Below are 14,656 nucleotides of genomic sequence, written 5' to 3'. Positions count from 1 at the left end.
CCGACATGCCGCCCGGACGACCGGCGGCGTGCGCCTCGTGCGGGCGGTCGAGGGGTTCGCCCGGCAGGGGCGGGCGACGGCGGCATCGCCCGCCCGCGCCCGACCGGGCCGGGCGGGCGGGCCACTCCGCGGGGCGGCCGGCCGTCAGCCGCGTACGACCAGCAGCGGGATGGTCATCTCGGCCGCGGTGTCCGCCCCGTGGTACGCGACCAGCCGCGACACCATCGGCGGCTCCGACCGGGAGGCCGTCACCGCGTACGTGGCGTTGCAGACGACCACCACGTCGCCGATGCGGAGCAGGTGCTCCTCCGGCACCGGGCCGAACCAGCCGGAGGCCACCACCTCCTCGCGGGTGCGGACCCGGGCCGCGGGGCCGAGCACCGCCGTCCAGGCGGCCACGACGTCGTCCCGGGCCCCCGGCGTGACGTGCAGGTAGCGGACCCGGGGCTCGCCGGCGACCACCGCCACCCCGGCGCGCAGCCGGGGATCGGTGTCCAGGTCGACGCGGTGCCCGGCCGGCACGTCGAGCTGGCCGTGGTCGGCGGTGACCAGCAGCGCGGCGTCGGGCGGCAACCCGTCGACGAGCCGGGTGACCAGCCGGTCCACCTCCGCCGCGGCGATCCGCCAGGGCGCCGAGTCGACGCCGGTGAGGTGGCCGTGCCGGTCCAGGTCCGGGTGGTAGCCGGAGACCAGGGTGGGCCCCGGCCCGGTGGCCAGGGCGGTGAGCATCCGCGCGGCGAGCGCGTCGACGCCGGCCGCGCCGCGGTAGTCGCCGCCCCGGTTGGCGGCCACCGTCAGCCCGCTGCCGCCGAACTCCGGCCGGCTCACCACCGTCACCGCGACGCCGGCCGCCCGGGCCCGTTCGAGCTGGGTGCGGACGGGCTGCCAGCGCCGCGGCTCCGGGTCGGCCGCCCACTCGATGTGGTTGAGCACCCGGTCGGTGCCCGGCACCCGCAGGGTGAAGCCGAGCACGCCGTGCGCGCCGGGCGCGGCGCCGGTGCCCAGCGTCACCAGGCTGGTCGGCGTGGTGGACGGGAAGCCGGAGGTCAGCGGCCGGCCCACGGCCGCGGCGAGCCCGGCCAGGGCCGGCGCGTACGGCGCGGCGGTCGGGATCTGGTGCCAGCCGAGGCCGTCCACCAGCAGCACCGCCACCCGGCGCACTCCGGCCAGCGCGGCGCCCAGCCCGAGCGGGTCGGTGGCGCCGGGCACGCCGAGCACGGCGAGCGCGCTGGGCAGGACGTCGGCGAGGCTGCCGCCGCCGTAGCGCGGCCCGACGATCTCCAGCGGGTCGGTCACGGGCGCCGGGCGAACAGGTGCAACTGTGCGGCGAGGTCCCGCCAGGGGGGCCGCCCGGCGAGCGCCCGCTCCAGCTCCACCAGGGCGGCCGGCTGACCGTCCGCGACGGCGGCCGGGAGGAGGTCGGCGAGCACGCGTACGCCGTGGATCTCCTCGACCACGAGCCCGGCGGCGCCGAGCAGCGCGGCCGCGGTCTCGGCGTCGTAGCGCCGGCGCAGCGTGTCCCGGGCGCCCGCGGTGCCGGCCGGATCGGCGGCCAGCGCGGCGGCGACGTCCAGGTGCCCGTTCATCGCCCGGCCGAGCACCGCGGCGGCCCGGCCGGCGACCAGCACACTCGCGGCGCCGCCCGGGCGCAGCGCGGCGGCCAGCGCGGCCACCACCGGCGCCGGGTCGTCGACCACCTCCAGCACGGCGTGGCAGAGCACCAGGTCGGCGCTGCCCGGCTCGACCAGCCCGGCGAGCGCGTCGCCGTCGCCCTGCACGGCGCGGACCCGCTCGGCGACGCCGGCCTCGGCGGCCCGGCGGGTCAGCGCGGCGAGCGCGTCGGGACTGGCGTCGACCACGGTCACCCGGTGCCCGGCCTGGGCGAGCGGGACGGCGAAGCCGCCGGTGCCGCCGCCGACGTCGAGCACGGTCAGCGCGGTGTCGCCACGGCGCTCCAGCTCGGCGCGCAGCACCGACCAGATCACGGCGGTACGGGGGGTCAGCGGCGGCCCGGCGAGCCGGCCTGGGGTCTGCTCCACCCGGTCGAGCCTAGTCACCCGGTCCAGCCCCGACGGGGACCGCCCGGGGAGGCGGTCAGGACTCGCCGGTGGCGCCGTCCTCCTCGGCCCGCGACCGCAGGGCGTTGGCCACCGGACCCTCGGTGATCTCGTACTCGCGCGGTTCGGTGTGGTGCGCCGGGGTCCAGCCGGCGTTGAGCCGGGTCCGCCGGGAGTTGGCCACTCCGCCGCTGTATCCGTGATTCCCCGTCATCGGTTCATTCCCCCTCGTGCCACGCGGGCCGCTCTGCCCGCGCGAGCAGGAGTCTCCCGCCATCGGCGGCGAAAAACCGTAATGTGGATCACTGTCGTCAACGGAAATCGCGCGATGCCGGGCTGACCGGCGGCTCGATGGCGTCCAGCCGGTCGGCGGTGAGGTTGGTGACTCCCTCGTGCCGCTGCAACCGGCCGCGCACCACCAGCGCCGCGCTGGTGCGGGCGACTCGACGGTAACGCTGCCAGAGCCCCGGGGAGCAAGTGACATTGAGCATCCCCGTCTCGTCCTCCAGGTTGAGAAAGGTGACCCCGCCGGCGGTCGCGGGGCGCTGCCGGTGGGTGACGATCCCGCCGACCCGGATCCGCCGACCCGGATCCACCCGGCCGAGCCGGGCGATCGGCACCGCGCCGAGGGCGTCGAGCTGCGGGCGGATGAAGCGGGCCGGGTGGCTCTCCGGCGACAGCCCGGTGGCCCACACGTCGGCGACCAGCCGGTCCACCGCCTCCATACCGGGCAGGGTGGGCGCGGCCGCGCCGGTCACCGTGCCGGGCAGGCGGCCCGGCCGGTCCTGGGCCGCCGCGCCGGCCGCCCAGAGGGCCTCCCGCCGGGACAGCCCGAAACAGGCGAAGGCGTCCGCGGTGGCCAGCGCCTCCAGCTGCGCGGCGGTGAGACCCACGCGCCGGGCCAGGTCCGCCATGTCGCGGTACGGCCCGCGCGCCGTCCGCTCCGTCTCGATCCGCTCGGCCACCTCGTCGCCGAGGGTACGCACGGCGGAGAGCCCGAGCCGGACGGCCGGGCCGCCCAGCCCCCAGGCGTGCGGCGGCTCCCCCGGCGCGCTGCCCCAGCGGGTCTGCGGGAGGGACTCCAGCACCGCCTTGGCGCCGCTGGCGTTGATGTCGGGCCGGCGGACCTCGACGCCGTGCCGGCGGGCGTCGTCGACCAGGGTCTGCGGGGAGTAGAAGCCCATCGGCTGGGCGTTGAGCAGCGCGGCCAGGAACGGGCCCGGGTGGTAGCGCTTGAGCCAGGAGCTGGCGTAGACCAGGTAGGCGAAGCTCATCGCGTGGCTCTCCGGGAAGCCGTAGCTGGCGAACGCGGAGAGCTTGCGGTAGACGTCGTCGGCCAGCTCGCCGGTGATGCCCCGCTCCGCCATGCCCGCGTAGAGGCGGTCGGCGATGCGGGCCATCCGCTCGGCGGAGCGTTTGGCGCCCATCGCCCGGCGCAACTGGTCGGCCTCCGCGGCGTCGAAGCCGGCCAGGTCGATGGCGAGCTGCATGAGCTGCTCCTGGAACAGCGGCACGCCGAGGGTCTTCTCCAGCGCGTTGCGCATCAGCGGGTGCGGGTAGGTCACCGGCTCCTCGCCGTTCTTGCGCCGGATGTACGGGTGCACCGAGCCGCCCTGGATCGGGCCGGGCCGGATCAGCGCCACCTCGACCACCAGGTCGTAGAACTCGCGGGGCTTCAGCCGGGGCAGGGTGGCCATCTGGGCGCGGCTCTCCACCTGGAACACCCCGACCGAGTCGGCCCGGCAGAGCATGTCGTAGACCTCCGGGTCGTCCAGCGCCATGCCGCCGAGGTCCAGGCTCATCCCGATCATGTCGTAGCCGTAGTGCAGCGCGGAGAGCATGCCGAGCCCGAGCAGGTCGAACTTGACCAGGCCGACGGCGGCGCAGTCGTCCTTGTCCCACTGGAGCACGCTGCGGCCCGGCATCCGCCCCCACTCCACCGGGCAGACCTCGATCACCGGCCGGTCGCAGATCACCATGCCGCCGGAGTGGATGCCCAGGTGCCGGGGGAACGTCTGCAGCTCGTTGGCGTACGCGACCACTTGCTCGGGGATGTCCTCGACGTCCACCGTCGCGACCGCGCCCCAGCGGTCGATCTGCTTGCTCCAGGCGTCCTGCTGGCCGGGCGAGAAGCCGAACGCCTTGGCCACGTCCCGCACCGCCGAGCGGGGCCGGTAGGAGATGACGTTGGCGACCTGGGCGGTGTGCTCCCGGCCGTACCGGGCGTAGACGTGCTGGATGACCTCCTCCCGGCGGTCGGACTCGATGTCCACGTCGATGTCGGGCGGGCCGTCGCGCTCCGGGGCGAGGAACCGCTCGAAGAGCAGCCGGTGCCGGACCGCGTCCACGTTGGTGATCCGCAGCGCGTAGCAGACCGCCGAGTTGGCCGCCGAGCCCCGGCCCTGGCAGTAGATGTCCTGCTCGCGGCAGAACGCGACGATGTCGAAGACCACCAGGAAGTAGCCGGGGAAGCCCAGCTCCTCGATCATGTTCAGCTCGTGGTCGAGCTGCGCGTACGCCCTCGGGTGCGCCTCCCGGGGGCCGTAGCGCTCCCGCGCTCCCCGCTCGGTCAGGTGGCGCAGCCAGCTCATCTCCGTGTGCCCCGGCGGCACCGGGTACGCCGGCAGCCGCGGCGCGACGAGCTGGAGGTCGAAGGCGAGCTCGGCCCCGAACTCGGCGGCCCGGGCCACCGACCCCGGGTACGCGGCGAACCGGGCCGCCATCTCGGCGCCGCTGCGCAGGTGGGCGGTGCCGGCCGCGGGCAGCCACCCGTCGATCTCGTCCAGGCTGCGCCGGGCCCGTACGGCGGCGACGGTGGTGGCCAGCCGGCGCCGGCCCGGGGTGGCGTAGTGCACGTTGTTGGTGGCCACCGTGGGCAGGCCGGCCGCCGCCGCCAGCTCGGCGAGCGCGTCGTTGCGGTCGGCGTCGACCGGGTGCCCGTGGTCGGTCAGCTCCACCGCCACCGTCTCCGCGCCGAAGAGGGCGGTCAGCCGGTCCAGCTCGCGGGCCGCCGCGTCCACCCCCTCGGTGAGCAGCGCCGCCGGCACGTGCCCCTTGCGGCAGCCGGTGAGCACCAGCACGTGGTCGCGCAACTCCGCGGCGACCTCCTCCAGCTCGCCGTAGACCGGGCGGCCCTTCTCGCCGCCGCGCAGCTGGGCGCGGGCGATGGTCGAGGCGAGCCGGGCGTACCCCTCGTGGCCGTGGGCCAGGAGCAGCAGGTGCCGCCCGAGCGGGTCGGGCTCGCCGTTCTGCGGGCCGGGCAGGTCCAGGGAGAGCTCGGCGCCGAAGATCGTCGGCAGGTGCAGCGCGCGGGCCGCCTCGGCGAAGCGCACCACCCCGTAGAAGCCGTCGTGGTCGGTGACGGCGAGCGCGGTGAGCCCCAGCCGGGCGGCCTCCTCGGCCAGTTCCTCGGGGTGGCTGGCGCCGTCGAGGAAGCTGAAGTTGGTGTGGGCGTGCAGTTCGGCGTACGGCACCACGCCGTCGGGGCGGGTCAGCTCCGGTGGCTGGTAGTGCTCCCGCTTGCGGCTCCAGGCGGGAGAGTCGCCGCCGTCGGCGTCCACGGCCAGCGGGTCGACCACGTGCAGGTGCCGCTCGTCACGCGACCGGCCGCCCTGCCCGTCGGCCCGCCCGGCCCGGGGTTTCCGGCCGGAGAGCACGCGTTCCAGCTCCGACCAGGGCAGCTTCGGGTTGTGGAAGCTCATCGGGGCCCCGCCGGGTTGACGTCCTGCCGCTGCCGCTCGGCGGCGACGCCCGCAGTCGGCCGGGCGCCCTCAGTCATAGATCGCCTCCACCAGCCAGTGCCCGGCCTCCACCGCGAGCAGCAGGGCCGTGCCGTCGGCCAGGCAGACCTGGAACCGGGCCCGGCGGCGGGCCTCGGCCGGCGCCCACCAGCGCTCGTCGACCGGCCACGGGCCGGCCCAGCCGACGATCTCGGCCGGCCGCGCGGTGCCCACGGTCAGCCGGGCCGGCGCGGCGCTGACCTGGAGCCGCGCGCTGACCACGACCGGCTCGCCGGCGGCGTCGTGCACGGCCGCGGCGAGCGGGTCGGGCAGCACCACCGCCGGCGCGGGCGGCGGCAGCCGGCCCGGCCACGGCGGCTCGCCCGACCGCGTCGACGGCCGGCCCGGCAGCGGCGGCCGGTCCGACAGCGGCGACTGACCCGGCCGATCCGGCAGGGACGACTGACCCGGCCGGTCCGACGGCCTGTCCGGCAGGGGCGGTGGGCCGGGGCGGGCCGGCAGGCGTTCGTCCCCCCACGGCACCAGGCGCACCTGGTCGCCGGGCGAACGGCCGCCGCCGAGCACCGCGGTGACCACGGCCTCGGGGCCGAGGATGCCCTGCACCCTGCTCAACGCCCGGTGTGCCCGCTCCCGCTCCTCGCCGGTCTCCCCCCACAGGCCGGGTTGCAGGCCGGCCTGGGCGATCACCCCGTCGGGGACCAACCGCAGCCGGATGATGCCCGCCGTCGGCCGGGCCGGGCGGGCGCCGCCCCGGCCGACGCCACCGGACAGCCAGCCGTCGAGCTGCCAGCGCACCCGGTCCGCGATGGCGGCCGAGGTGAGCAGCCCGTCGTGCCGCCAGACCCGGTGCAGCTCCTGGCCGTGCGCGGTGACTGCCTCGATGCCGAGGCGGGTGCAGGCCAGCCCGTGCGCGGCGAGCCGGTCGTGCAGCCGCTCGGCCAGCGCCCGGGCGGCGAAGGCCGCCGTGTCGACCCGGTCGAGCGGCTCGTCGTGGTCGGCGGTGACCGCGAGGTCGGCCGGGGGCTGCCGGACGGCGAGCGGACGGTGGTCCCGCCCGGCGGCCAGCCGGTGGGCGAGCGCGCCGTCGAAGCCGAACCGGGCCAGCACGTCGCCGGCGGGCAGCGCGGCGAAGTCACCCAGGGTGCGCACGCCGAGCCGGCGCAGCAGGTCGGTCAGGGCCGGCCGGCCGAGCGCCTCGACCGGCAGGTCGGCGAGGAACCGCGGTGTCGCGCCGGGTGGGACGACCTGCCCGGCGCGGGCGGCCAGCCCGGCGGCGAAGACCCCGTCGGCGATGCCGACCTGGCTCTCCACCGCGCACGCCTGGGCGACGTGCTCGACGATCCGCTCGGCGGCCGCCTCCTCTCCCCCCAGGTAGCGGCTCGGCCCCCGGGCCGCCACCGCACACGCGCCGGGACGCACCACCTCGACGCCCGCGACCAGTTCCTCGACCGCGGCGACCACCGGCTCGAACGCCCGGGCGTCCCGCCCCGGGTCGTACTCGACGACGGTGAGCTGCGGGCAGCGCCCCTGCGCCTCCCGTTTGCGCAGCCCCCGGCGCACCCCCTCGGCGCGCGCCCGCTCCGAGCAGGCGACCACCCGGTTGGCGTGCAGCACGGCGACCGGGCCGGTGGCGGGCACCCCGTCGACGATCTCGGCGGCGAGCACCGGCCAGTCCGGGCACCAGAGCAGCAGGGTCCGCACCGGCGCACCGGTCATGCCGGACCGACCAGGGTGAGCGGGCCGCGCCGGGAGGTGTCGGCGGACGCGACGGCCGGCGGGGCGGACACGGTGGCCGACGGGGCGGATGCGGTGGCCGACGGGGCGGACACGGTGGCCGACGGGGCGGACGCGGTGGACGCGGCGACCGGGCGGAGCCGGCCGGCGGCCGACCGGCCGGTGACGGACCCGGCGGCAGGGCCGGGGGCGGAGCGGGGAATGACCCGGGTGAGCCCGTCCCCGGGCAGCCACATCTTGATCTCCTTGGGACGGGCGGCGGCCCCGCGCCCACGCGCCGAGACGGTGACCTCGCGGCGGCGCAGCCGGCCCCGGCCCGTCCCGAGCCCCTCCCAGGCTCCCCGGACCACCTGGAGGGTCACGTCCGCGCCGTCCCACCGCCCGTACGGGACGAGGACGCTGCCCCGTTGCCGGGCCCGGGCGACCAGCCGGTTGGCGACCGAGGCGGAGACCGTCGCCGGCACGGCGGTGACCACGACGTCCACCCCGTCGATCAGCGCGGCGATGACGGTGGCCCACTCCGGGCCCGGGTGGGGCACCAGGGCGAGCCGGTCCAGGGCGATGCCGAGCTCGGCGGCCGCGCCCGCCCCGAACGTCGGCACCCCCACCACGGCGCACCACGAACCGGCCCGGGACGCCTCGGCGAGCAGCGCCAGGACCAGCGAGGTGCCGCCGCTGCGCCGGGGTTGACCGGTGGCGACCGCGATCGTGCTGCCGCGCCGCAGCCCCCGGTTGGGCAGCAGCCCGGTCAGCTCCGGGGCCACCGGCAGCACCCGGTGACCGCCCGCCGGATCCGGCGCGCTCGCCGGACGCACCAGAGCGGCCAGTGCGGCGGAACCGACCACCATCCGGCCCGCCATCGGACCTACCCCCCGTCGTGCTGTCGATCGGATGTGCGCGTGGTGCCCGGAGCCGCCCGGCTCCCCCCGCCGGGCGGCCCCGGGCGCCACAGATCAGGCGGCGAGGCCGTCGAGCGCCGGTTGGTGGGCCACGCCGAGCGCGGCCTCCACCACCGCGACGAACTGTTCGGCGGCGCGCAGCAGGTCGTCGGCCTCCCGGGCGGTCACGACCCGCGGGATGCCGGCCTCGGCGGCGGCGCGCTTGCCGGCGCCGAGGGCGAAGAACCGGGCCCACTCGTCAAGCTCGGGGGCGACACCGGAGAGCAGGACCCAGACGCTGGTGATCCGGTTGCGCCGGGCCGGGGCGGGACGCGCCCGGGCGGCGAGCAGGGCCGCCGCCGCGCGCAGCGCGGCCAGGTGGGCGGCCGCGTAGCGGAGGCCGTCGGGGCGGGTCTGGGCGGCTTCGGCCAGCCCGTGGCGGGCCACCGCGAGAAGCTGGGTGGGGGTGCGGTGCGGCAGCACGTGCGCTGGCACCGTCGGTGCCTGAGCCGGGTTGGTCGGCATGGGACTGTCTCCTCCACGTGGCCGAGCCGCCCCTGACGGCGGAGCTGGTCCGCCGACGGGACGCCGGGTCGAGTGGTGCGGAGGAAGACGCACCGGATGGGGGCCGGCCGGGTGTGGACGCTTCCCCACACCACACCCGGCCGGCACAACCGGCGGGTTCGTCGCCCGCCGCCCGGGGGTCGTGGGCGGCGGGCGACGCTCCTGCCTGACGGGCCGGGCTCGCGACTGCCCGGGACCCAGGTGCGGCCCGCGGAGCCGCACCGCCCGGGACCGGCGCCGCGAAACACCACCCCGGGCTGTTTGGAACGGGCGTTCGAGGCAATCGAACACTCGTTCTAACTGCTGCTGACAGTACACCCTCCCTCCGACGAAAACGCAACGTGTGGCGCGCGGGAGTCGGCCGGCGTCCCCACACGCCACACCCTGTCGGCGGCAACTCCCGGCACCCGCCGGCGCGGCCACGGCGGCGTACCACGCCAAGCCGGGCAGGGCGACCGAGGATCCGGGCACGCCAAGCCGGGCGGGGCGACCGAGGATCCGGGCACGCCAGCCCGAGCGGCGCACCGGCGGGCGATGCGACCGACGTAACGACTGGTTGCCCTTACGGCCCTGACGAGGGCGGCGGTAGCCTCCGCTCGTGACAACCCCCCGCCCCGCCCTCGGGGTCGCCATGGTGCTCGGCTCGGGAGCGCTGTTCGCCGTCAACGGCACGGTCTCCAAGCTGGTGCTCCGCGCCGGCCTGGACGCACCGCAGCTCACCCTGCTACGCGCCGTCGGCGCCGTCACGGGGCTGCTGGCCCTGAGCCTGCTGCTGCGCCCGGGGGCGCGCCGGCTCCGGATCACCCCCCGCCAACTGCCGCTGCTGATCGGGTACGGGCTGACCGGCTTCTTCGCCGTGCCGATGCTCTACTTCGTCGCCATCTCCCGGCTGCCGGTCGGGATCGGGCTGCTGTTCGAGTACACCGCCCCACTGCTGGTCGCCCTCTGGGCCCGGTTCGGCCAGCGCCACCGCGTACGCCCACGGCTCTGGGCCGGCCTGGCGCTGAGCCTGCTCGGCCTCGGCTGCGTGGCCGAGGTGTGGGGCGAGCTGAAGCTGGACGGCCTCGGCGTGCTCGCCGGTCTCGGCGCCGCGGTCTTCCTCGCCGGCTACTACGTGCTCGGCTCGCACGGCGTGGCGCGACGGGACACGCTGTCGCTGTGCACCTGGGCCTTCGGCGCCTCCGCCGTGGCGGGCCTGCTCACCCGCGCTGTCACCGTGGGTGCCGGCGGCTGGGAGCCGCTGACCGCCGACACCGACCGGGGCGTGCCGGTGGCGCTGCTCTGCGGGTACGTGGTGGTGCTCGGCTCGATCGTGCCGTACCTGCTGGTCGCCGGGGCGATGCGGCACCTCCCGGCGACCAGCGTCGGGATCGTCGGCATGGTCGAGCCGGTGATCGCCTCGGCGGTCGCCTGGGTCGTCCTCGGCGCCGGCGAGGCGCTCAACACCGCCCAGCTCGCCGGCGGGCTCCTGGTGCTGGTCGGCGTCGCGCTGGCCGAGACGGCCCGGGTCGCCGCGCCCCGGGTCACCGCGCCGCCCGCGCCGGACGCCGTCGCCGTCCCCCACTGAGCCGACCGGCGCGGCCGGCCCGCGACGCCGTGCCGGCCGCGCCCCCGGCCAACATCGACCGGAGCGGCCGGCCCACGACCCCGGCCGGTCCGCGACGCCGTGCCGGCCGCGCCCCCGCGAAGGGAGTCGGCGTGGCCGGGTGAGCCGGCGGCGGGCGTACCGGGAAGAATGGCGGCATGCAGCCACACCCGAACGTACGGGCGGTGCAGGACGTGCTCGACGCCGCAGGCGCGCGGGACGGGTCCGGCGCGCCGAGCGCCGTCCGCCTGCTGCCCGACGCGGTCCACACCGCCGCGGCCGCTGCCGAGTCGCTCGGCGTCGGGGTCGGCCAGATCGCCAACTCGCTCGTCTTCGAGGCGGACGGCGCGCCGCTGCTGGTGCTCACCTCCGGCGCGCACCGGGTGGACACCGCCGGCCTGGCCGCCTCCATCGGGATCACCCGGCTGCGCCGGGCCACCCCGGACTTCGTCCGCGCGCACACCGGGCAGGTGATCGGCGGGGTCGCCCCGGTCGGCCACCCGCGCCCACTGCGCACCCTGGTCGACACCGCCCTCGAGCGGTACGACGAGGTCTGGGCGGCCGGTGGCGTCCCGCAGGCGGTCTTCCCCACCACGTACCGGGAACTGCTGCGGGTCACCGGCGGTACGCCGGCCGAGGTGGCGTGAGCGAGCGGAGCGAGCGAACCATCGGGCTCAGCAGCGTGGCGCCTCGCGCCGCCGTCGAGCGGAGCGAGGCGGTGGCGTGAGCGAGCGGAGCGAGCGAACCATCGGGCTCAGCAGCGGTACCGACGGCGTGGACGGCGTCCCGGGGCTGGTCACCCTGCACGTGTGGCGCACCTCCCGCGCCGCGCTGCCCCGGGCGCTGACCCGGATGGCGGTCGACCCCCGCCGGCTGCGCGCGCTGCCCGGCGTGCGGTTCGGCAAGCTGCTCGGCACCGGGACCGGCACCGGCTTCGGGCCAGGCGACGCCGACCTGACCCGGTGGGCGGCGCTGACCGTGTGGGACTCCCCCGCCGCGTCCGCCCGCTTCGACGACTCGCCGGTGGGGCGCGCCTGGGCGCGTCTCTCCCGCGCGGCCGTCCGGGTCGACCTGCGCCCGCTGAGCAGCCGGGGCGAGTGGTCGGGCCGACGGCCGTTCGGGGAGCCGCCCGGCGGCCGGGTCACCGGCCCCGTGCTGGCGCTGACCCGGGCCCGGCTGCGCCCCCGGCGGGCGGTCACCTTCTGGCGGGCGATCCCCCCGGTGGCCGCCGCGTTGCACGCCGCGCCCGGCCTGCTGGCCCGGTTCGGCGTCGGCGAGGCCCCGCTGGGCTGGCAGGGCACGGTGAGCGTGTGGCGTGACCCGGCGGACCTCGTGGCGTTCGCGTACCGTCACCCGGAGCACCGCGCCGCGATCATGCGGACCCCCACCGAGGGGTGGTACGCGGAGGAACTCTTCGCACGGTTCGAGGTGCGCGACGTGGTCGGTGACCGGGCGGTGCTGGGATGGGTCGCGGACGGCGGCCCGGGAGCGGTGGAGGGTGCACGGTCATGAGGTTGGTGCGGTGGACACCGGACGATCTCGTCCGACGGCTGGACGACGTGGTGGCCGTCTACGGCGAGGCCATGGGGTACCGCACCGACCTGCTGGAGGCGCGGCGCGGCTACATCGCCACCCACGTACGCCGGCCCGGCTTCCGCGCCGTCGCCAGCCTGACCAGCGAGGGTCACCTGGCCGGCTTCGGCTACGGCTACCTCGGCGCCCCCGGGCAGTGGTGGCACGACCAGGTGTGGCGGGCGCTGCACGCCCCGGCCCGGCAGCGCTGGCTGACCGACTGCTTCGAGGTGGTGGAGCTGCACGTCCGGCCGCCCGCGCAGGGGCACGGCCTGGGCGCGGGGCAACTGCGGGCCCTGCTCACCCTGGCGGAGGGGACGACCACCCTGCTCTCCACGCCGGAGGCCGACGAGCAGCGGTCCCGGGCCTGGCGGCTGTACCGCCGGTTCGGCTTCGTCGACGTCCTGCGCCACTTCCACTTCCCCGGCGACGAGCGCCCGTTCGGCGTGCTCGGCCGGGACCTGCCGCTGGAGCCGCCGACGCCCGCCCCGACCGGCCGGGCCGGTCGGGCCGCGCCGTGACCCGGCGGCTGTCCTGGGCGCTGCTGGCCGTACTGGTGCTGGCGCAGATCTGCTACCCGCTGACCACCGGGGAGACCCGGGCCCGGCTGACCGTCGCCACCGTCGTGCTCGGCTACCTGCTCTCGGTCGGCCACGCGCTGCTCAGCCGGGGCCCGCGTACGGCGGCGGCACTGGTCGCGGTGGCCACCGTCGGCGGATTCGCCATCGAGGCGCTCGGCGTGGCCACCGGCTTCCCGTTCGGCAGCTACGACTACTCCGGCGAGCTGGGGCCGAAGCTGGCCGGAGTGCCGCTGATCATCCCGCTGGCCTGGACGTGGATGGCCTGGCCGGCCTGGCTGGCCGCCACCCGGCTGACCGGCGGCGACGCCGGAGACCTGCCCGGGCGCCGGGGTGACGCCGGGGGCCGACCGGGACGCCGGGACGGCCGGTTCCCCGTCCGGCGGATCGCGCTGGCCGCCGTCGGGCTGGCCGCCTGGGACCTCTTCCTCGACCCGCAGATGGTGACCGAGGGCTACTGGGTCTGGCGGGACGCCACCCCCGCGCTGCCCGGCCTGCCCGGCATCCCGGTGAGCAACTACCTGGGCTGGCTGCTCTTCGCCGTGCTGATGATGGGCGCGCTGCGTCCGCTGGCCGGGCCCGCCGTCGCCGGCACCGACGGGCGGGACCACCCGATGTTCGCGCTCTGGCTGTGGACGTACTTCTCCAGCGTGCTGGCCCACGCGGTCTTCCTCGACCTGCCCGCCTCGGCGCTGTGGGGCGCGGCCGGCATGTCGGTGGCCGCCGTGCCGCTGGCGGTGACGCTGGTCCGCGCCCGCCGCGACGACCGGATCCAACCCCGTCAGCCGCAGCGCCCCGGCGTCGACGCGACGGCATGACCGCCGTCCTCGCGCTGCTGCTCGGCGTCGCCGCGTTGACCGCGCACACCCTGGTCAACGCCGGCCACTGGCTGCGCCGCCCGACCGACCGGCCGGCGCCGGTCACCGAGCCCGTGGCGGTGCTGCTGCCGCTGCGCGACGAGGCCGGGCGGGTCGCCCCCTGCCTGCACGCGCTGCTCGCCCAGCGGGGCGTGCCGGCGCTGCGCGTCGTGGTGCTCGACGACGGGTCGACCGACGGCACGGCGGAGGTGGTCCGCGCGGTGGCCGGCGACGATCCCCGGGTCACCCTGCTCGACGGGGACGCACCGCCGCCGGGCTGGCTGGGCAAGCCGCACGCCTGCTGGCAGCTGGCCGCCCGCGCCGATCCCACGGCGACCGTCCTGGTCTTCGTCGACGCCGACGTGGTGCTCGCCCCGGACGCGGTCGCGGCGGCGGTCACCGAGCTGCGCGCCGCGCGGGTGACGCTGCTGTCCCCGTACCCCCGGATCCTGGTGGCGACGGCGGCCGACCGGCTGGTCCAGCCGCTGCTGCAGTGGCTGTGGCTGACCTTCCTGCCGCTGCGGGCGATGGAGCGCTCGCCGCGGCCGTCGCTGGCCGCCGCGGGCGGGCAGTTCCTGGTGGTGGACCGGGCGGGCTACGACGCGGCCGGCGGACACGCCGCAGTCGCGGACCGGATCCTGGAGGACATCGAGCTGGCCCGCGCGGTCAAGCGGGCCGGCGGCCGGATCGCCCTCGCCGACGGCTCCCGGCTGGCCGCCTGCCGCATGTACGAGGACTGGCCGCAGCTGCGCGACGGCTACACGAAGTCGCTCTGGGCGACCTTCGGCCACCCGGGAGCCGCCGCCTCGGTGGTGGCCCTGCTGCTCCTGCTCTACACCGCTCCCCCGCTGCTGGCGGCGGGCGCCCTGGCCGTCGGCGCGCCGGCGGTGGCCGCCGCGGCGCTGGTCGCCTACCTGCTCGGGGTGGCCGGACGGGTGGTCAGCGCCCGGGCGACCGGCGGGCGGTGGTGGCCCGACGCGCTGGCACACCCCGTGTCGGTCGTGGTCCTCGGCTGGCTGACCCTGCGGTCGTACCATCTGCGGAAGCGGCGACGCCTGTCCTGGCGCGGCCGCCCCGTCACCTAGGGAGGC

The 14,656-nt window shown here is 77.4% G+C and carries 12 protein-coding genes and 1 pseudogene; 6 read left to right on the top strand and 7 right to left on the bottom strand.

From position 1 onward, the window contains the following. Positions 1 to 144: 144 nt before the first annotated feature. The 7 genes and pseudogenes from ACZ6Q9_RS13950 to ACZ6Q9_RS13920 all read right to left on the bottom strand — a co-directional run bounded on the left by ACZ6Q9_RS13950 (position 145) and on the right by ACZ6Q9_RS13920 (position 8,934). A complete protein-coding gene (locus tag ACZ6Q9_RS13950) occupies positions 145 to 1,341 on the bottom strand; it encodes an alkaline phosphatase family protein (protein WP_393263302.1) in 1,197 nt (398 codons plus the stop codon). Beyond that, complete coding sequence (locus tag ACZ6Q9_RS13945) at positions 1,293 to 2,057, bottom strand: methyltransferase domain-containing protein (RefSeq protein ID WP_393262785.1); 765 nt, start codon at positions 2,055 to 2,057, stop codon at positions 1,293 to 1,295. The genes ACZ6Q9_RS13950 and ACZ6Q9_RS13945 overlap by 49 nt, the downstream gene beginning before the upstream one ends. Positions 2,058 to 2,094: 37 nt before the next feature. Continuing rightward, positions 2,095 to 2,271 (bottom strand): hypothetical protein, encoded by a 177-nt coding sequence (locus ACZ6Q9_RS13940; RefSeq protein WP_350712112.1) that lies wholly within the window; start codon positions 2,269 to 2,271, stop codon positions 2,095 to 2,097. A 97-nt stretch (positions 2,272 to 2,368) separates the two neighbouring features. Continuing rightward, the gene (locus tag ACZ6Q9_RS13935) at positions 2,369 to 5,758 is read right to left on the bottom strand and encodes an error-prone DNA polymerase (protein ID WP_393454705.1); all 3,390 of its coding nucleotides are present in this window, start codon (positions 5,756 to 5,758) and stop codon (positions 2,369 to 2,371) included. Between the two features lie 69 nt (positions 5,759 to 5,827). Continuing rightward, a complete protein-coding gene (locus ACZ6Q9_RS13930) occupies positions 5,828 to 7,513 on the bottom strand; it encodes a DNA polymerase Y family protein (RefSeq protein ID WP_396827459.1) in 1,686 nt (561 codons plus the stop codon). Positions 7,514 to 7,611: 98 nt separating this feature from the next. Further along, positions 7,612 to 8,391 (bottom strand): annotated as a pseudogene (locus ACZ6Q9_RS13925) (hypothetical protein); the annotation flags it as partial. A gap of 93 nt (positions 8,392 to 8,484) precedes the next feature. Then, the gene (locus tag ACZ6Q9_RS13920; protein WP_393454696.1) at positions 8,485 to 8,934 is read right to left on the bottom strand and encodes an SAV_6107 family HEPN domain-containing protein; all 450 of its coding nucleotides are present in this window, start codon (positions 8,932 to 8,934) and stop codon (positions 8,485 to 8,487) included. A 637-nt stretch (positions 8,935 to 9,571) separates the two neighbouring features. Between ACZ6Q9_RS13920 and ACZ6Q9_RS13915 the strand changes: the two genes are divergently transcribed. The 6 genes from ACZ6Q9_RS13915 (at position 9,572) to ACZ6Q9_RS13890 (ending at position 14,650) form a co-directional block, all read left to right on the top strand. Continuing rightward, on the top strand, positions 9,572 to 10,540 hold the full coding sequence (locus ACZ6Q9_RS13915; RefSeq protein WP_393454693.1) for an EamA family transporter: 969 nt from the start codon (positions 9,572 to 9,574) through the stop codon (positions 10,538 to 10,540). A gap of 176 nt (positions 10,541 to 10,716) precedes the next feature. Continuing rightward, positions 10,717 to 11,205: a YbaK/EbsC family protein gene (locus tag ACZ6Q9_RS13910; RefSeq protein WP_363705767.1), complete on the top strand. Its 489-nt coding sequence runs from the start codon at positions 10,717 to 10,719 to the stop codon at positions 11,203 to 11,205. Between the two features lie 100 nt (positions 11,206 to 11,305). Continuing rightward, positions 11,306 to 12,070 carry a monooxygenase gene (locus ACZ6Q9_RS13905; RefSeq protein ID WP_396827587.1) on the top strand — a complete coding sequence of 255 codons (765 nt, stop codon included), beginning with the start codon at positions 11,306 to 11,308 and terminating at the stop codon, positions 12,068 to 12,070. Next, positions 12,067 to 12,651, top strand: coding sequence for a GNAT family N-acetyltransferase (locus ACZ6Q9_RS13900; protein ID WP_393262796.1), 585 nt, complete (start codon positions 12,067 to 12,069; stop codon positions 12,649 to 12,651). The genes ACZ6Q9_RS13905 and ACZ6Q9_RS13900 overlap by 4 nt, the downstream gene beginning before the upstream one ends. Beyond that, positions 12,648 to 13,526 carry a carotenoid biosynthesis protein gene (locus tag ACZ6Q9_RS13895; protein ID WP_393262799.1) on the top strand — a complete coding sequence of 293 codons (879 nt, stop codon included), beginning with the start codon at positions 12,648 to 12,650 and terminating at the stop codon, positions 13,524 to 13,526. The genes ACZ6Q9_RS13900 and ACZ6Q9_RS13895 overlap by 4 nt, the downstream gene beginning before the upstream one ends. Continuing rightward, complete coding sequence (locus tag ACZ6Q9_RS13890) at positions 13,523 to 14,650, top strand: glycosyltransferase (RefSeq protein WP_396827462.1); 1,128 nt, start codon at positions 13,523 to 13,525, stop codon at positions 14,648 to 14,650. The genes ACZ6Q9_RS13895 and ACZ6Q9_RS13890 overlap by 4 nt, the downstream gene beginning before the upstream one ends. The last annotated feature ends 6 nt before the right edge of the window (positions 14,651 to 14,656 follow it).

The organism is Micromonospora sp. NPDC049139, assembly GCF_055586845.1.
The sequence above is the reverse complement of the archived record's forward strand: the minus strand, read 5'-3'. Positions and strand labels throughout refer to the sequence as shown.